We start from the raw sequence: 19,964 nt of genomic DNA on the forward strand, positions 1-19,964 counted from the left end.
GAAAGACCTCAATAATTTTCTTATCTCGATCTCTTTCTTTCGCAATTTGTCTATTATCCAGTTTTCAATGATCTCTGAGCTTCTCTCTTCTTCGAGTTTCACTCAAAACTAAACAGAATCTTCTCCACACTTCCTCTTCTCCTTAGAAAGGAGGTGATCCATCCCCACGTTCCCGTAGGGATACCTTGTTACGACTTCACCCCAATCATCAATCCCACCTTAGACAGCTCCCTCCTTGCGGTTAGGCCACCGGCTTCGGGTGTTATCAACTCTCATGGTGTGACGGGCGGTGTGTACAAGGCCCGAGAACGTATTCACCGCGACATGCTGATTCGCGATTACTAGCGATTCCAACTTCATGTAGTCGAGTTGCAGACTACAATCCGAACTGAGAATGGTTTTATGGGTTTTGCTTCACCTCGCGGCTTCGCTTCCCTCTGCTCCATCCATTGTAGCACGTGTGTAGCCCAGGTCATAAGGGGCATGATGATTTGACGTCATCCCCGCCTTCCTCCAGCTTGTCACTGGCAGTCTCGCTAGAGTCCCCAACTTAATGATGGTAACTAGCGACAAGGGTTGCGCTCGTTGCGGGACTTAACCCAACATCTCACGACACGAGCTGACGACAACCATGCACCACCTGTCTCGGATATATCTATCCCCTCATCTCTGAGGTCTTTATCCGGATGTCAAGACCTGGTAAGGTTCTTCGCGTTGCTTCGAATTAAACCACATGCTCCACCGCTTGTGCGGGCCCCGTCAATTCCTTTGAGTTTCATTCTTGCGAACGTACTACTCAGGCGGAGTACTTATTGCGTTAACTGCAGCACTGAAATTTGACTCCCAACACTTAGTACTCATCGTTTACGGCGTGGACTACTAGGGTATCTAATCCTATTTGCTCCCCACGCTTTCGGGAATGAGCGTCAGTTACAGGCCAGACCGTCGCCTTCGCCACTGGTGTTCCTCCATATATCTACGCATTTCACCGCTACACATGGAATTCCACGATCCTCTCCTGCACTCTAGCAGCCCGGTTTCTATGGCTTACTGAAGTTAAGCTTCAGTCTTTCACCACAGACCTCTGCCGCCGCCTGCTCCCTCTTTACGCCCAATAATTCCGGATAACGCTCGCCACCTACGTATTACCGCGGCTGCTGGCACGTAGTTAGCCGTGGCTTTCTCATAAAGTACCGTCACTCGGATATCATTCCCTATATCCGCCGTTCTTCCTTTATAACAGAAGTTTACAGAACGAATTCCTTCTTCCTTCACGCGGCGTTGCTCGGTCAGGGTTCCCCCCATTGCCGAAAATTCCCTACTGCTGCCTCCCGTAGGAGTCTGGGCCGTGTCTCAGTCCCAGTGTGGCCGGTCACCCTCTCAGGTCGGCTACGCATCGTCGCCTTGGTGAGCTGTTACCTCACCAACCAGCTAATGCGCCATAAGTCCATCCTCTACCAGTGCCTTGGCACTTTTAATATGGTCACCATGCAGTGTCCATACCTATGCGGTCTTAGCTGCCGTTTCCAGCAGTTATCCCCCTGTCTAGGGCAGGTTACTTATGTATTACTCACCCGTTCGCCACTCGAGCATTGCTGCTCGCGTTCGACTTGCATGTATTAGGCACGCCGCCAGCGTTCATCCTGAGCCAGGATCAAACTCTCCATTGTCCTTTTATCTCTCTCAGACAATTTCCTGTCTGTTTAGCTCTTCTTTTTTCTCTTTGACGTGTGTTCTTTAATTCTGTTTAGTTTTCAATGATCTCTCTTATCGGCCTCTCTTTTGCCGACTTTCTTATCTTACACTCTTTTTTGACTTTAGTCAATATCTTTTTCCATCTTTTTCTAAAGCCTCTTTCCTCTTCTCTCGAGTGCTCACTTAATTTACCATATTCCTTTGCCTTTGTAAAGCTTTTTTTGCCTTTTTTTATCTTTTTTTGTTTTTTTAGCTAAACAAAAAAAGATACCGGAGAAGGTACCGGTATATGATGAAGAATATATGATCCCAAAATAAAAAAAGAACCGGCAGCTTGCTATTGTCGCACCGCAGTACTATCGTCGCCGTTATGATGCTTAACTTCTGTGTTCGGTATGGGTACAGGTGTGTCCATCATGCTATCGCTACCAGATCTTCTCTTTTAAGCAATTCCTTTCGAGAATCACTCAAAACCGGATAATAGCTCCTATTGCTTCTTCTTCTCTCTTTAGGTTAAGTCCTCGACCTATTAGTATCAGTCCGCTGAACATGTCACCATGCTTACACTCCTGACCTATCAACCTTATCGTCTTTAAGGGGTCTTACCTACTTGCGTAATGGGAAGTCTCATCTTGAAGTGGGTTTCACACTTAGATGCCTTCAGCGTTTATCCCTTCCATATTTAGCTACCCAGCTGTGCCACTGGCGTGACAACTGGTGCACCATTGATATGTCCATCCCGGTCCTCTCGTACTGAGGACAGATCTTCTCAAACTTCCTACGCCCACGACAGATAGGGACCGAACTGTCTCACGACGTTCTGAACCCAGCTCGCGTACCGCTTTAATGGGCGAACAGCCCAACCCTTGGAACCGACTTCAGCTCCAGGATGCGATGAGCCGACATCGAGGTGCCAAACCTCCCCGTCGATGTGAACTCTTGGGGGAGATCAGCCTGTTATCCCCAGGGTAGCTTTTATCCGTTGAGCGACGGCCTTTCCATTCAGCACCGCCGGATCACTAAGCCCGACTTTCGTCCCTGCTCGACTTGTTGGTCTCGCAGTCAAACACCCTTTTGCCTTTGCACTCTGCGCTTGATTTCCATCCAAGCTGAGGGTATCTTTGGGCGCCTCCGTTACTCTTTGGGAGGCGACCGCCCCAGTCAAACTGCCCACCTGACACTGTCCCGTTGCCAGCTTATGGCATCCGGTTAGAACTCCAATACAGGAAGAGTAGTATCCCAACAGCGACTCCTCACACACTGGCGTGCATGTCTCTCAGTCTCCTACCTATCCTGTACATCCTGCATCAAAGTCCAATATCAAGCTACAGTAAAGCTCCATGGGGTCTTTCCGTCTAGTCGCGGGTAACCTGCATCTTCACAGGTACTAAGACTTCACCGAGTCTACAGCTGAGACAGCGCCCAAATCGTTACGCCTTTCGTGCGGGTCAGAACTTACCTGACAAGGAATTTCGCTACCTTAGGACCGTTATAGTTACGGCCGCCGTTTACTGGGGCTTCAATTCAGTGCTTCGCTTGCGCTGACACATCCTCTTAACCTTCCAGCACCGGGCAGGCGTCACCCCATATACGTCGTCTTTCGACTTAGCATAGAGCTGTGTTTTTGGTAAACAGTCGCTTGGGCCGTTTCACTGCGGCTCATATCTCTATGAGCACTCCTTCTCCCTAAGTTACGGAGTCATTTTGCAGAGTTCCTTAGCTATAGTTCTCTCGCTCACCTTAGGATTCTCTCCTCACCCATGTGTGTCCATTTTCGGTACGGGTTACTGTATGATTTTCACTAGAAGCTTTTCTTGGAAGCTGGCTTCAATGACTTCTGTACTTGCCTTGGCTTTCCATCCGCTTCACGCCTTCGCTTTCTCGACATCCGGATTTGCCTGGATATCTGCTACCTCGCTTGCACCTGCTCTTCCAGCCGCAGGATCACCTAGCCTTCTCCGTCACTCCTTCATTCATACCGTAAGTACAGGAATCTCTACCTGTTGTCCATCGACTACGCCTCTCGGCCTCGCCTTAGGTCCCGACTTACCCAGAGCGGACGAACCTTCCTCTGGAAACCTTGGGTTTTCGGTGCGTGGGATTCTCACCCACGTTCCGCTACTCACACCGGCATTCTCTCTTCTATATGCTCCACAGCTCCTTCCGGTACTGCTTCTTCGCTCATAGAACGCTCCCCTACCACTTGCTCATCGCAAATCCATAGCTTCGGTAATATACTTAGCCCCGGTAAATTATCGGCGCAGAGTCATTCGACTAGTGAGCTGTTACGCACTCTTTAAAGGATGGCTGCTTCTGAGCCAACCTCCTAGTTGTCTGGACATCTCCACATCCTTTTCCACTTAGTATATATTTTGGGACCTTAGCTGATGGTCTGGGCTGTTTCCCTCTTGACAGTGGACCTTATCACCCGCTGTCTGACTGCCGAGCATGTCTCTGTGACATTCGGAGTTTGATTATATTCAGTACCCCGGGATGGGGCCATCACATATTCAGTGCTCTACCTTCACATGACTCTCTCTCGACGCTAGCCCTAAAGCTATTTCGGGGAGAACCAGCTATCTCCGAGTTCGATTGGAATTTCACCCCTAGCCACAACTCATCCGCCAACGTTTCAACGGGGGTCGGTTCGGTCCTCCATCGGGTTTTACCCCAACTTCAACCTGGTCATGGCTAGATCACTCGGTTTCGGGTCTACGACATGCAACTAGCGCCCTGTTAAGACTCGCTTTCGCTTCGGCTCCGCATATCCTGCTTAACCTCGCTGCATATCGTAACTCGCCGGTTCATTCTACAAAAGGCACGCTATCACCCTTTAACGGGCTCTAACTTCTTGTAAGCATATGGTTTCAGGTTCTTTTTCACTCCCCTCCCGGGGTTCTTTTCACCTTTCCCTCACGGTACTGGTTCACTATCGGTCACAGAGGAGTATTTAGCCTTACCAGATGGTCCTGGTAGATTCCGACAGGATTCCTCGTGTCCCGCCGTACTCAGGTGCTGTCTCAAGCTTCTTCACTATTTCGGCTACGGGGCTTTCACCCTGTCTCGCCGGACTTCCCAGTCCGTTCGCCTATAATGCCTTCTTGCTCTTTCCTGACAGTCCTACAACCCCGATCCTAAAATCGGTTTGGGCTCCTCCCCTTTCGCTCGCCGCTACTTAGGAAATCATTTTTATTTTCTCTTCCTTCAGGTACTTAGATGTTTCAGTTCCCTGAGTCTCGCCTCTCTGCAGCTATCTGTTCACTGCAGGATATCCGGTCTCTATCCCGGATGGGTTCCCCATTCGGACATCGACGGATCGTTGCATGCTTACTGCTCCCCGTCGCATTTCGCTGTTTGCTGCGTCCTTCTTCGCCTCTCTGTGCCTAGGCATCCGCCATACGCTCTTCCCTACTTTACCTATTCGGTGTCTTGATCACTATTTCCTTCTTACTGACTGTTTCAGTGTTGAATTCTCTTAGTTTTCTTTCGACTTTCTCTAGAAAGACCTCAATAATTTTCTTATCTCGATCTCTTTCTTTCGCAATTTGTCTATTATCCAGTTTTCAATGATCTCTGAGCTTCTCTTCTTCGAGTTTCACTCAAAACTAAACAGAATCTTCTCCACACTTCCTCTTCTCCTTAGAAAGGAGGTGATCCATCCCCACGTTCCCGTAGGGATACCTTGTTACGACTTCACCCCAATCATCAATCCCACCTTAGACAGCTCCCTCCTTGCGGTTAGGCCACCGGCTTCGGGTGTTATCAACTCTCATGGTGTGACGGGCGGTGTGTACAAGGCCCGAGAACGTATTCACCGCGACATGCTGATTCGCGATTACTAGCGATTCCAACTTCATGTAGTCGAGTTGCAGACTACAATCCGAACTGAGAATGGTTTTATGGGTTTTGCTTCACCTCGCGGCTTCGCTTCCCTCTGCTCCATCCATTGTAGCACGTGTGTAGCCCAGGTCATAAGGGGCATGATGATTTGACGTCATCCCCGCCTTCCTCCAGCTTGTCACTGGCAGTCTCGCTAGAGTCCCCAACTTAATGATGGTAACTAGCGACAAGGGTTGCGCTCGTTGCGGGACTTAACCCAACATCTCACGACACGAGCTGACGACAACCATGCACCACCTGTCTCGGATATATCTATCCCCTCATCTCTGAGGTCTTTATCCGGATGTCAAGACCTGGTAAGGTTCTTCGCGTTGCTTCGAATTAAACCACATGCTCCACCGCTTGTGCGGGCCCCCGTCAATTCCTTTGAGTTTCATTCTTGCGAACGTACTACTCAGGCGGAGTACTTATTGCGTTAACTGCAGCACTGAAATTTGACTCCCAACACTTAGTACTCATCGTTTACGGCGTGGACTACTAGGGTATCTAATCCTATTTGCTCCCCACGCTTTCGGGAATGAGCGTCAGTTACAGGCCAGACCGTCGCCTTCGCCACTGGTGTTCCTCCATATATCTACGCATTTCACCGCTACACATGGAATTCCACGATCCTCTCCTGCACTCTAGCAGCCCGGTTTCTATGGCTTACTGAAGTTAAGCTTCAGTCTTTCACCACAGACCTCTGCCGCCGCCTGCTCCCTCTTTACGCCCAATAATTCCGGATAACGCTCGCCACCTACGTATTACCGCGGCTGCTGGCACGTAGTTAGCCGTGGCTTTCTCATAAAGTACCGTCACTCGGATATCATTCCCTATATCCGCCGTTCTTCCTTTATAACAGAAGTTTACAGAACGAATTCCTTCTTCCTTCACGCGGCGTTGCTCGGTCAGGGTTCCCCCATTGCCGAAAATTCCCTACTGCTGCCTCCCGTAGGAGTCTGGGCCGTGTCTCAGTCCCAGTGTGGCCGGTCACCCTCTCAGGTCGGCTACGCATCGTCGCCTTGGTGAGCTGTTACCTCACCAACCAGCTAATGCGCCATAAGTCCATCCTCTACCAGTGCCTTGGCACTTTTAATATGGTCACCATGCAGTGTCCATACCTATGCGGTCTTAGCTGCCGTTTCCAGCAGTTATCCCCCTGTCTAGGGCAGGTTACTTATGTATTACTCACCCGTTCGCCACTCGAGCATTGCTGCTCGCGTTCGACTTGCATGTATTAGGCACGCCGCCAGCGTTCATCCTGAGCCAGGATCAAACTCTCCATTGTCCTTTTATCTCTCTCAGACAATTTCCTGTCTGTTTAGCTCTTCTTTTTTCTCTTTGACGTGTGTTCTTTAATTCTGTTTAGTTTTCAATGATCTCTCTTATCGGCCTCTCTTTTGCCGACTTTCTTATCTTACACTCTTTTTTGACTTTAGTCAATATCTTTTTCCATCTTTTTCTAAAGCCTCTTTCCTCTTCTCTCGAGTGCTCACTTAATTTACCATATTCCTTTGCCTTTGTAAAGCTTTTTTTGCCTTTTTTTATCTTTTTTTGTTTTTTTAGCTAAACAAAATAGACCTATACAATTTTTATGCACTAATCTAATTAAATTTGCTTCCTATATTCGTATTTATATTATTTAATTAAAACCATTTAATATGTAGAACTATAGTAATACAAAAATAAAAAAACTTTCTTTAAATGTTATTATTAGTAAATTATTAACTATTCATTAAAAGAAAGTTTTTTATTAATTACCCAATTTTTTTATATACATCAATAAATTCTTGTGCTAAATCAATTACAACTAGTGCAGTCATTAAATGATCTTGAGCATGTGCCATCAATAAATTTAATGGGCTTTTTTCACCACGAATTTCAGCTTGAATTAATTCAGTTTGTGAATGATGAGCATCGTTTACAGTTTCTTTAGCAGTTTGCAATGATTCTTCTGCTTTTTTTATATCACCAGCTTTTGCATATTGAATAGCTTCAATTGCAGAACTACGAGCACTTCCACTATTAACAATTAAGTTAATTACTACTTGTTCTTGTTCATCCATTTTTATTTTCTCCTTATAACAATTTTCAGACTTATATCTGCTTTTATATTATAACCAACACACTTTTTATTTTCAAGACTATAAAAAGTAAAAAGAAATTCATTACATTTTAGCACACTTATGTAAAATAAATAACATATTTTTATAATCACTTAACATTTTAAAATACAAATATATTTACATATATCTGATTTATAATTATATTTTTCTTTTTTTACTTATTTGGATGCATTAAATATAAAAAATACACATATACAGTAATAGACGCATTACAATACATTATATAATTCAAAATTCAAATCAATAATATGAATAAAAAGCCTACTGAAAATCAGCAAGCTTTTATATTTATATATATTAATTTTATTCAATAATATCAGAGATATTTCCAGAACCTACAGTTCTACCACCTTCACGGATAGAGAATTTAGTTCCTTTTTCAATTGCGATTGGAGCAATTAATTCAACAGTTAATTCAACGTTATCTCCAGGCATAACCATTTCTACACCTTCTGGTAATTCAATAACACCAGTTACATCAGTAGTTCTAAAATAGAATTGTGGTCTATAGTTAGCAAAGAAAGGAGTATGACGTCCACCTTCATCTTTGCTTAAGATATAAACTTGTGATTTGAATTTTTTATGTGGATTAACTGATCCAGGTTTAGCTAATACTTGTCCACGTTGAATTTGATCACGGTTGATCCCTCTTAATAATACCCCTACGTTATCTCCTGATTCAGCGTAATCTAATAATTTACGGAACATTTCGATACCTGTAGCAACTGTGTTTTGAGTTTCATGAATACCTACAATTTCAAGTGGGTCATTTAAATTTAATTGTCCACGTTCAACACGTCCAGTAGCAACAGTTCCACGTCCAGTGATAGTGAATACGTCTTCAACTGGCATTAAGAATGGTTTATCTGTATCTCTTTCTGGAGTTGGGATATAAGTGTCAACAGCTTCCATTAATTCATGAATAGCTGGTACCCATTTTGGATCTCCTTCTAATGCTTTTAATGCAGATCCACGGATAACTGGTGTATCATCACCTGGGAAGTCATATTCATTTAATAATTCACGAACTTCCATTTCTACTAAGTCTAATAATTCTTCGTCATCAACCATATCACATTTATTTAAGAATACGATGATGTATGGTACACCTACTTGACGAGATAATAAGATGTGTTCTCTTGTTTGAGGCATTGGACCATCAGTAGCAGCAACTACTAAGATAGCTCCGTCCATTTGAGCAGCCCCAGTGATCATGTTTTTAATGTAGTCAGCATGACCTGGACAGTCTACGTGTGCATAGTGACGAGTAGCTGTTTGATATTCAACGTGTGCAGTATTGATTGTAATACCACGTTCTTTTTCTTCTGGTGCAGCATCAATTGAAGCATAATCCATTGCTTGTGCTTGCCCTTCTTTAGCTAATACAGTAGTAATAGCTGCAGTTAAAGTTGTTTTACCATGGTCAACGTGACCAATAGTTCCAATATTTACATGCGCTTTAGAGCGATCAAATTTTTCCTTAGCCATTTAAGGTTCCTCCTAATTTATATTTTTGTACATATACATTCTAATTTATTTGATTGAAAAAATCAATAAGATTTTGATTAGAGACTATTCGTTTCCACCATTTTTCTTAATAATTTCTTCTCTAATAGATTTAGGTACTGGTTCATATCTATCAAATCTCATAGTATAGTTACCACGACCTTGAGTAAATGAACGTAAATCAGTTGCATAACCAAACATTTCTGATAAAGGTACTGAAGCTTGAACAGAAACTGCATTTCCTCTTTCTTCTTGTCCTTCAATCATTCCACGACGTGAAGAAACATCTCCCATTACACTACCTAAATATTCAGCAGGTGCAACTACTTCAACAGCCATAATTGGCTCTAAAATGACTGGTGCACATTTCTTACCAGCAGCTTTAAGTGCTAAACTTGCAGCCACTTTATAAGCCATTTCTGATGAATCGACATCATGGTATGAACCATCAAACAATGTCGCTTTAACATCTAATACTGGATAACCAGCAATCATTCCTGTTTCAAGTGCATCTTCCAATCCAACTTTAACAGAATTGATATATTCTCTAGGTACAGCTCCACCAACAATTGCATCAACGAATTCAAATCCTTTACCTTCATTAGGTTCAAATTTAATCCAAACATGACCATATTGTCCACGACCACCTGATTGTTTTACATATTTCCCTTCACAATCAGCTGCTTGTGTAATAGTTTCACGATAAGCAACTTGTGGTGCCCCAACATTTGCTTCAACTTTAAATTCTCTTTTTAAACGATCAACAATTACATCTAAATGCAATTCTCCCATACCAGCGATTACAGTATCACCAGTTTCAGGATTTGTATAAGTTTTAAATGTTGGATCTTCTTCTGCTAATTTTGCTAAACCTGTTCCAAGTTTATCTTGATCTTGTTTTGTTTTTGGTTCAATAGCTAATTCAATTACTGGTTCAGGGAATTCCATTTTTTCAAGAATAACGAAATTCTTTTCATCACAAATAGTATCACCAGTAGTTGTATTTTTAAATCCTACAGCAGCAGCAATATCCCCTGCATATACAGTACTAATTTCATTACGTTTATTAGCATGCATTTGTAGGATACGACCTAAACGTTCTTTTTTACCTTTTGTAGAGTTTAATACATAGCTTCCAGCTTCAGCTGTTCCAGAATAAACACGGAAGAATGTTAATTTTCCTACAAATGGATCAGCCATAATTTTGAATGCTAACGCTGCAAAAGGTTCTTCGTCAGACGCATGTCTTTCGATTTCGTTTTCATTTTCATCAATACCTTTGATTGATGGGATATCAGTAGGTGCAGGTAAATAATCAATAACTGCATCTAGCATTGGTTGTACACCCTTATCTTTATAAGCAGAACCACATAATACTGGGAATAATTCAACAGCTAAAACCCCTTTACGGATTGCAGCTTTAATTTCTTCTTCAGTTGGTTCTTCTTCTTCTAAAACTTTCATCATAAGATCATCATCGTATGATGCTGCAGAATCTAGCATTTTTGCACGATATTCTTGTGCTTGTGCAACATATTCTTCAGGTATATCTTTATAAACAACGTTTTCACCTTTATCGCCTTCAAAATATACTGCTTTCATTTTAATTAAATCAATAACACCTTCGAAAGTGTCTTCAGCACCAATTGGCAATTGAATTGCCACTCCATGAACCCCTAATCTTTTTTCCAATGATTCTAAAGACATAATGAAGTCAGCACCTGTAGCATCCATTTTATTACAGAATACAATACGTGGTACTCCATAAGTTGTTGCTTGACGCCAAACTGTTTCTGTTTGAGGTTCTACACCTGCTTTTGAATCTAATACAGTTACCGCACCATCTAATACACGTAATGAACGTTCAACTTCAACAGTAAAGTCTACATGGCCTGGTGTATCAATAATATTTACACGATATCCATTCCATTGTGCAGTTGTTGCTGCAGAAGTAATTGTGATACCACGTTCTTGTTCTTGTTCCATCCAGTCCATTTGAGAAGCTCCTTCATGAGTCTCTCCAATTTTATGGATTTTACCTGTGTAATAAAGGACACGTTCAGTAGTTGTTGTTTTTCCGGCATCAATATGAGCCATGATTCCAATATTACGAGTTTTCTCTAATGAGAATTCACGAGCCATAATCTTTCTCCTTCCTTAGTTTTTATATATTACCAACGGAAATGTGCAAATGCTTTATTAGCTTCTGCCATTTTATGAGTATCTTCTTTCTTCTTAACTGAAGCTCCAGCTCCATTAGAAGCATCAATGATTTCATTTGCTAAACGCTCAACCATTGTATTTTCATTTCTTAAACGTGAATAATTTACTAGCCATCTTAAACCTAATGTCATTCTTCTTTCACCTGAAACTTCTACTGGTACTTGGTAGTTTGCTCCACCAATACGTCTAACTTTAAGCTCAAGAACTGGCATAATGTTATTAATAGCTTGATCAAAAACTTCCATAGCTGAATTTCCAGTTTTTTCTTCTACTTTTTTAAATGCATCATATAAGATGTTTTGAGCTACACCTTTTTTACCATCAAGCATAATGTTGTTGATTAATTTAGATACAGTTTTTGAGTTGTATACTGGATCAGGTAGAACGTCTCTTTTAGCAACTTGACCTTTTCTTGCCATTTAAATTTCCTCCTATACTTGATTTATTAAGCTTTTGGTTTCTTAGCACCATATCTAGAACGGCCTTGTTTACGATTGTTAACTCCTGCACAGTCCATTGTACCACGTACGATATGATAACGAACCCCTGGTAAATCTTTAACACGACCCCCACGAATTAAAACAACACTATGCTCTTGTAGATTGTGTCCAATTCCTGGAATATATGCAGTTACTTCCATACCATTTGATAATCTAACACGGGCATATTTACGTAAAGCCGAGTTAGGTTTCTTTGGTGTCATAGTAGCAACACGTGTACAAACACCACGTTTTTGAGGTGAGTTAGTAATTGTTGGTTTTTTTGCCAATGAATTATACCCTCTGTTTAACGCTGGTGATTTTGATTTTGTTGTCTTGTCTGTACGACCTTGTCTTACTAATTGATTAATAGTAGGCATTCTTTTTCTCCTTTCTTCAATATCCAAACACACAATTCCGGGTGTTTCACATTTCATAATAAGTAATGCGCCCCATAACAGGCACCGTAGATTATATTAATCTATTTATTTAATCATGTCAATATAATTTTATATTTTTTCTTTAAAAATAACATTGTTTATATATTTTAAAATTAATTAATTTTAGCTAATTAGATAAATTGCTAAATATATAGCGCATCTACTTCAATTAAATCATCAAATAAAAAGGATTAACTAATAACCAGCTAATCCTTTTGTAAATAAATTTATAATTTAAACAAGTCAAATATCTATTCAGCTATACTACTTTCTTCAAACTCATCATTTATATTTTTAACATCAGCATCTGATTCTTCTAGACTTGCTTTAGCGATTGCTTCCTCTGCTTCTTTTGCTAATGTTTCAGGTGATTTTAAAGGCCCTCGTAGTCCTGTTCCTGCCGGCAACAATTTACCAATTAGAACATTTTCTTTTAATCCTTTTAATAAATCTTTTTTACCTTTTATTGCAGCATCAGTCAAAATTTTAGTAGTTTCTTGGAATGAAGCCGCTGATAAGAATGACTCTGTTTCAAGAGATGCCTTAGTAATCCCTAATAATACAGGTCGTGCAACAGCTGGATGTTTACCTTCTTTTAAAACTTCACGGTTTAACTCAGTAAATGCACTAATATTAACATTTGTACCAGGTAAGCAGCCAGTGTCTCCACCTTCAATAACTTTCATTTTTCTAAGCATTTGTTTAACAATAATTTCAATATGTTTATCAGAAATTTCAATACCTTGTATACGGTATACTTTTTGAACTTCTTTAATTATATAATTTTCTACTGTTTCGACATCCGCAACAGATAATAACTCTTTTGGATCAATAGATCCTTTAGTTATTTTATCACCTATATTAATATGATCTCCCACATCAACTCTTATTTTAGCACCATATGGAGCTAAATAACTACGAGTTTCTAATTCATTAGTAATTACAACTTCAACTCTTCCTGCATTATCAATTAAACTAGTTACATCCCCTTCGATTTCACTAATTATTGATTTTGCTTTAGGATTACGCGCTTCAAATAACTCTTGAATACGTGGTAACCCTTGTGTGATGTCGGCTCCACCTGCTACTCCTCCATCATGGAATGTACGCATTGTAAGTTGGGTACCAGGTTCACCAATTGATTGAGCTGCCATGATCCCTACCGCTTCTCCTAATTCAACAACATTACCAGTAGCTAAGTTTCGACCATAGCATTTACGACAAATTCCACCTTTAGCAATACATCCTAATACAGAGCGAATTTCAACTTCTTTAATTCCTGCATTAACAATTTCATCTGCCAAAACTTCTGTAATCAATTCACCACCAGAGACAATTAATTTCTTTGTTTCTGGATGAAAAATATCTTTTTGTGAAAAACGTCCAACTAAACGGTCATATAAAGGTACAATAACTGATTTATCATCATTATTATATAACTCAGTTACAACAAAACCACGATCAGTTCCACAATCATCTTCCGAAATAATAACCTCTTGAGCAACATCAACCAAACGTCTTGTTAAATATCCAGAATCGGCAGTTTTTAAAGCCGTATCAGTTGATCCTTTACGCGCACCATGAGTAGAAATAAAGAATTCTGATGCAGTTAAACCTTCTCTAAATGAAGATTTGATAGGTAATTCCATTGTTTCACCTTTTGGATTTGACATCAATCCACGCATACCTACTAGCTGTGTAAAGTTAGATAACGATCCACGAGCTCCTGAATCTGACATGATGAAAATTGGATTACGATCATCAGCCTCAAATTCTTCTCTAACTACTTCTTGTACCTGATCTTTTACATCTGTCCATAATTTAATTACATTTTGATATCTTTCAGATTCTGTTAATTTACCTTTATTATAGAACTTTTTAATTTGTTCAAGTTTTTCATCGGCCTCATCAAAGATTTCATATTTAGCTTGTGGTACTTGAATATCATAAACTGATACAGTAGTTCCCGCAATTGTTGAATAATAGAAACCTTGATCTTTTAGTTTATCAAGCATCAAACTTGTATCTGACATAGCTTGATGTTTAAATACTTCATCAATTATCTTTCCTAATGACTTTTTATTTAACGGCTTAATAATAGGTTGATTTTTAATATGTTCTTTAATATTTGTTCCCATTGGTACAAAATATTTATCAGGTGTTGCTGTTAAATTTTCTGTACTTGGATCATTAATGAACGGGAATTGTCCATCAAAAATATCGTTAAAGAATATTTTACCAACTGTAGTAATTAAATAGCTATTATTTTGAGTTTCAGTAAAAGTATTATTTTTTAATGCTGATGCTCTAATTGCTACTCTAGTATGCAAACCAACTGTTTTAGCAAAATATGCATGATCTACTTCATTTCTATCAGCAAAAACTGTTCCTTCACCTTTACCATCTTTATCTTCTAATGTTAAATAATAATTACCTAAAACCATATCTTGAGATGGTGTAACGATTGGTTTTCCATCCTTTGGACCTAAAATATTATTAGATCCAAGCATTAATTGACGTGCTTCTTGAATTGCTTCTTCGCCTAGTGGAACGTGAACAGCCATTTGGTCACCATCGAAGTCAGCATTAAATGCAGGCGTTACTAATGGATGCAAACGAATTGCACGACCTTCAACTAATTTAGGCTCAAATGCTTGAATTCCAAGTCTGTGTAATGTAGGAGCACGGTTTAATAAAACTGGATGTTGTTTAATTACTTCTTCAACAATTGGCCAGATACGATCATCCATTTTATCAATTAATCTTTCAGCTGCTTTAATATTAGTAGCCAATTGATCTCTAACCAATCCATTAATAACAAATGGTTTAAATAAATTTAATGCCATTTCACGTGGGATTCCACATTGATACATTTTTAAATCCGGTCCAACAGCAATAACTGAACGTCCTGAGTAATCAACACGTTTACCAAGTAAGTTTTGACGAAAACGCCCTTGCTTACCTTTTAACGTATGACTTAATGATTTCAACGCTCTTCCTCCTGCACCAGTAATTGGTTTAGAACGACGTCCATTATCAATCAAGGCATCTACAGCTTCTTGTAACATTCTTTTTTCATTTTGTACAATAATAGATGGTGTTCCTAATTCTAATAATTTTTTCAAACGATTATTACGTGTAATAACACGACGATATAAATCATTTAAATCTGAAGTTGCAAAACGACCTCCATCCAATTGTAACATTGGACGTAAATCAGGTGGAATTACAGGTAACGCTTCTAAAATCATCCATTCTGGTTGATTTTCTGAAGATCTGAATGCTTCGATTGCTTCTAATCGTTTCAATAATTTTGATCTTCTTTGTCCTTGTGCTTCTTTTAATTCTTTACTTACTTTTTCAAATTCACTATCTAAGTCTACTTGTTTTAATAATGTTTGAACAGCTTCTGCACCAATTTTTGCTTCAAAAGTATGACCAAATTGTTCAAAACATTTACGATAGTCTCTTTCAGATAAAACTTGTTTGTACTCTAATGGTGTACTTCCTTTATCAATAACAACATATGAAACAAAATAAATTATTTCTTCTAGTTGTTTTGGTGACATATCAAGAATAAGCCCCATTCTTGAAGGAATTCCTTTTAAATACCAAATATGAGCAATTGGTGTTGCTAATTCTATATGTCCCATTCTTTCACGTCTAACAGCAGATTTAGTTACCTCAACACCACATCGATCACAAACTACACCTTTATAACGTACTTTCTTATATTTACCACAACTACATTCCCAATCTTTAGATGGTCCAAAAATTCTTTCGCAGAATAATCCATCTTTTTCTGGTTTTTGAGAACGATAATTAATTGTTTCTGGCTTTTTTACTTCACCATAAGACCATTCGCGAATCTTCTGAAGCGAAGCTAAACCAATTTGAATCGCTGAGAATTTATTTGTATTTGCCATCGTAATTCCTCCTATAATGATTCACTTTCTTCAATATCATTGTCTTCGAAGTCATTGTCCTCAAAGTTATCTTCTTCACATACGTCACATTCTTCTACATTTAAATCATCTTCAGTAATTTCTTCGGAAACTTCATCATCAGTTTTTGGAGTTTCAATTACTTCATCTTTATCAATGCTACGCGGGAAACGATGTTCCTCTTCTTCAATATTACGCATATCAACTTCATTATCATTTTCATCTAACAAACGTACATCCAATGCAAGTGCTTGTAACTCTTTCTTTAATACTCTAAATGATTCAGGTAATCCTGGTTCAGGTAATGGCTGTCCTTTAACAATCGCTTCATATGTCTTAACACGTCCAACTACATCATCTGATTTAACAGTTAAAATTTCACGTAATGTATATGCTGCCCCATATGCTTCAAGAGCCCAAACTTCCATTTCTCCAAATCTTTGTCCACCATTTTGAGCTTTACCACCCAATGGTTGTTGAGTTACTAATGAATATGGTCCAACTGAACGGGCATGTAACTTATCGTCAACCATGTGCGCTAATTTGATCATATACATAATTCCTACAGAGATGTTATTATCAAAATATTCTCCAGTACGTCCAGAAATTACTGGTTGTTTTCCATCTTTAGACATTCCTGCCTCTGCCATAATATCTTCTAAATCACTTGGATGTAAACCATCAAATGCTGGCGTTGCAATGTATAAACCTAATTGACGAGCTGCATATCCTAAATGCAATTCAAGTACTTGTCCAATGTTCATACGAGAAGGTACCCCTAATGGATTCAACATGATATCCAAAGGTGTTCCATCTTCCAAATGTGGCATATCTTCAATTGGTAAAATTTTAGAAATAACCCCTTTATTACCATGACGACCTGCCATTTTATCCCCTTCAGAGATTTTTCTTTTTTGCACAATATATACTTTTACAACTTTATTTACACCTGGTTGTAATTCATCACCATTTTTTCTTTCAAACACTTTAATATCATGAACAATTCCAGCCCCACCATGTGGTACTCTTAATGAATTATCCTTAACTTCACGTGATTTTTCACCAAAAATTGCCAACAACAATTTTTCTTCCGCTGAAAGTTCTGCTTGACCTTTTGGGGTAACCTTACCAACCAAAATATCTCCTTCTTTTACCTCAGCACCAATCATGATAATACCATCACTATTTAAATTTTTACGAGCATCATCACCAACGTTAGGGATATCACGAGTAATTTCTTCAGGTCCAAGTTTTGTATCTCGGCATTCAATTGCATATTCATCAATATGAATTGAAGTATACACATCTTCTTTAACCAATCTTTCAGACATAATTACAGCATCTTCATAGTTATATCCATTCCATTCCATGAAACCAACTAAAACATTTTGTCCTAATGCCAACTCACCTTGTTCCATTGCTGGACCATCAGCGATAACTTGTCCTTTTAATACTGCTTCTCCATCTTTTACAATTGGTTTTTGATTAATACATGTACCTGCATTTGAAATTTTAAATTTTGCTAAACGATATCGATGTTCAACACCCTCATTATCTTCAATAATAATCTTTTTAGCATCAACATATTTTACAATTCCATCTTCTCTTGCAACAACTGCAGCCCCAGAATCACGTGCAGCCTGATGTTCCATTCCTGTTCCTACAAATGGAGTGTGTGGATTTAATAAAGGTACTGCTTGACGTTGCATGTTTGCTCCCATTAACGCACGAGTAGCATCATCATTTTCAAGGAACGGAATACATGAAGTAGCCACAGAAACAATTTGTTTTGGCGAAATATCGATAAAATCAATTTCTTCACGTTTTGCCATGATATTTTCACCCAAATGACGAGCAATAACTTGTTCATCCAATATAGTTCCATTTTCATCAGTTTTTACATTTGATTGAGCAATAATATAATTCTTTTCTTCATCAGCTGTTAAATAACGAACATCATTTTCATCAATTATACAATTATTCACTTTACGATATGGTGTTTCAATAAATCCATATTCATTAATTTTAGCATATGAAGCTAATGTTGTAATCAAGCCAATGTTTGGTCCTTCAGGTGTTTCAATCGGACAAATTCTACCATAGTGAGATGCATGGACATCACGTACCTCATAACCTGCACGGTCACGACTTAGACCACCAGGTCCTAATGCAGATAAACGACGCTTATTAGTTAACTCCGCAAGAGGATTGATTTGATCCATAAACTGTGACAATTGAGATGATGAAAAGAACTCTTTAATTGCAGCTGTTAATGGACGAATGTTAGTTAATGATTGTGGAGTAATTGAATCCACTTCCGATAAAGACATTCTTTCCTTAACAACTCTTTCCATTCTTGATAAACCAATTCTAAATTGATTTTGAATCAATTCACCAACAGAACGTACACGTCTATTTCCTAAATGATCAATATCATCCAACAAACCAATACGTGACATAAAATTAACACGATCTTCTGCTGTTAAATCTAAAGAATTATAAATATCTACAAGATTGAACATATAAGAATATGCTGCAATCATATCAGAAATAGTTACAAACTTACTATCTAATGATAAATCAGTACCAATTACACGCATTTTTTTACTTTTTGTATCATCAACATACACATCTAAAATTTGAATAACACCATTTGATTCTAATCTAGGGTTAGTTTTAATTTCACGCGTATGAGCCCCAGCTTCAAGCACTGGCTTAATTACATCAATAACTTCTTGAGTAATATATGTTCCTTCAGGATAAATTACATTTCCGTCAATATCAATTAAGTCTTCAGCTAAAACACGTCCAGAGATACGATCTAAAAGACTTAATTTTTTCTTAAATTTAAATCTACCAGCTTTTGCTAAATCATAACGTTTGCAATCAAAGAATTTCGCAAATAATAAGTTATTTGCTCCCTCTAAAGTTGCTGGTTCTCCTGGTCTTAATTTATTATAAATTTCAATTAAAGCTTCTTCCATGTTTGTTGTATTATCTTTAGCTAAAGTGTTTAAAATAAACTCATGTTCACCAAAAACTTTAATGATCTCATCATTACTTGATAAACCTAAAGCTCTTAATAATACTGTACCTGGCATCTTTCTATTACGATCGATACGCACGTTTAAAACATCCTTGGCATCATTTTCAAATTCCAACCAAGTTCCTCTTGATGGTATAATACTACCATTGAATACAGTTTTTCCACTTTTATCTAGTGCATCTGCAAAATATGCTCCAGGTGAGCGAACTAATTGTGATACAATAACACGCTCAGCACCGTTAATTATAAAAGTCCCAGAATCTGTCATTAATGGGAAATCTCCCATAAATACTTCTTGTTCCTTTATTTCACCAGTTGTTGAATTCACTAAACGTAAAGATGCTCTAATAGGTGCTGCATAGTTTGCATCACGATCTTTACTTTCTTCAACTGAGTGTTTTGCTTCATCAAATACACAATCTACAAATTCTAACGATAAAGTTTCATTAAAGTTAGTAATTGGGTAGATATCTTCAAAAACTTCTTTAATTCCTACTTCTTTAAACCATTTATATGAGTTTGTCTGAATTTCTACTAAATTTGGAAGTTCTAAAGATCCACTTATTCTTGAATAATTACGACGATTAATTTTACTCTTTGCTTTGGTTATTTTGTTCTCCACGTAT

At 38.8% G+C, this 19,964-nt stretch carries 7 protein-coding genes and 4 rRNA genes; all 11 read right to left on the reverse strand.

The annotated features are described in order from the left end of the window. Positions 1-146 precede the first annotated feature (146 nt). The 11 genes from NQ543_RS11490 to rpoB all read right to left on the reverse strand — a co-directional run bounded on the left by NQ543_RS11490 (position 147) and on the right by rpoB (position 19,960). Positions 147-1,670: ribosomal RNA gene (locus NQ543_RS11490) — 16S ribosomal RNA — on the reverse strand. A gap of 349 nt (positions 1,671-2,019) precedes the next feature. Further along, positions 2,020-2,128: ribosomal RNA gene (gene rrf / locus NQ543_RS11495) — 5S ribosomal RNA — on the reverse strand. A 76-nt stretch (positions 2,129-2,204) separates the two neighbouring features. Further along, positions 2,205-5,113: ribosomal RNA gene (locus NQ543_RS11500) — 23S ribosomal RNA — on the reverse strand. A gap of 225 nt (positions 5,114-5,338) precedes the next feature. Next, a 16S ribosomal RNA gene (locus tag NQ543_RS11505) occupies positions 5,339-6,862 on the reverse strand. Together the 16S, 23S and 5S rRNA genes form the textbook arrangement of a ribosomal RNA operon. Positions 6,863-7,331: 469 nt before the next feature. Next, a complete protein-coding gene (locus NQ543_RS11510) occupies positions 7,332-7,640 on the reverse strand; it encodes a PTS sugar transporter subunit IIA (RefSeq protein WP_004610980.1) in 309 nt (102 codons plus the stop codon). A 363-nt stretch (positions 7,641-8,003) separates the two neighbouring features. Beyond that, on the reverse strand, positions 8,004-9,188 hold the full coding sequence (gene tuf, locus NQ543_RS11515; protein ID WP_004610979.1) for an elongation factor Tu: 1,185 nt from the start codon (positions 9,186-9,188) through the stop codon (positions 8,004-8,006). An 84-nt stretch (positions 9,189-9,272) separates the two neighbouring features. Further along, positions 9,273-11,348 (reverse strand): elongation factor G, encoded by a 2,076-nt coding sequence (gene fusA, locus NQ543_RS11520; protein ID WP_004610978.1) that lies wholly within the window; start codon positions 11,346-11,348, stop codon positions 9,273-9,275. Positions 11,349-11,377: 29 nt separating this feature from the next. Next, on the reverse strand, positions 11,378-11,848 hold the full coding sequence (gene rpsG, locus NQ543_RS11525) for a 30S ribosomal protein S7 (protein ID WP_004610977.1): 471 nt from the start codon (positions 11,846-11,848) through the stop codon (positions 11,378-11,380). A 26-nt stretch (positions 11,849-11,874) separates the two neighbouring features. After that, entirely contained in the window at positions 11,875-12,288 is a 414-nt protein-coding gene (gene rpsL / locus NQ543_RS11530; RefSeq protein ID WP_039904832.1) for a 30S ribosomal protein S12, read from the reverse strand. Positions 12,289-12,599: 311 nt separating this feature from the next. Further along, positions 12,600-16,274 (reverse strand): DNA-directed RNA polymerase subunit beta', encoded by a 3,675-nt coding sequence (rpoC, locus tag NQ543_RS11535; RefSeq protein ID WP_004610975.1) that lies wholly within the window; start codon positions 16,272-16,274, stop codon positions 12,600-12,602. Between the two features lie 11 nt (positions 16,275-16,285). Further along, positions 16,286-19,960: a DNA-directed RNA polymerase subunit beta gene (gene rpoB / locus NQ543_RS11540; RefSeq protein ID WP_004610974.1), complete on the reverse strand. Its 3,675-nt coding sequence runs from the start codon at positions 19,958-19,960 to the stop codon at positions 16,286-16,288. Between the last annotated feature and the right edge of the window lie 4 nt (positions 19,961-19,964).

The sequence above is a fragment of the Thomasclavelia spiroformis DSM 1552 genome (assembly GCF_025149465.1).
In the GTDB taxonomy this organism is placed as follows: domain Bacteria; phylum Bacillota_I; class Bacilli_A; order Erysipelotrichales; family Coprobacillaceae; genus Thomasclavelia; species Thomasclavelia spiroformis.

What these genes read in the sequence shown, in the direction of transcription:
- tuf (WP_004610979.1), bottom strand. Translation starts at nt 9,188, where the DNA reads ATGGCTAAGGAAAAATTTGATCGCTCTAAAGCGCATGTAAATATTGGA.
- fusA (WP_004610978.1), bottom strand. Translation starts at nt 11,348, where the DNA reads ATGGCTCGTGAATTCTCATTAGAGAAAACTCGTAATATTGGAATCATG.
- rpoC (WP_004610975.1), bottom strand. Translation starts at nt 16,274, where the DNA reads ATGGCAAATACAAATAAATTCTCAGCGATTCAAATTGGTTTAGCTTCG.
- rpsG (WP_004610977.1), bottom strand. Translation starts at nt 11,848, where the DNA reads ATGGCAAGAAAAGGTCAAGTTGCTAAAAGAGACGTTCTACCTGATCCA.
- NQ543_RS11510 (WP_004610980.1), bottom strand. Translation starts at nt 7,640, where the DNA reads ATGGATGAACAAGAACAAGTAGTAATTAACTTAATTGTTAATAGTGGA.
- rpsL (WP_039904832.1), bottom strand. Translation starts at nt 12,288, where the DNA reads ATGCCTACTATTAATCAATTAGTAAGACAAGGTCGTACAGACAAGACA.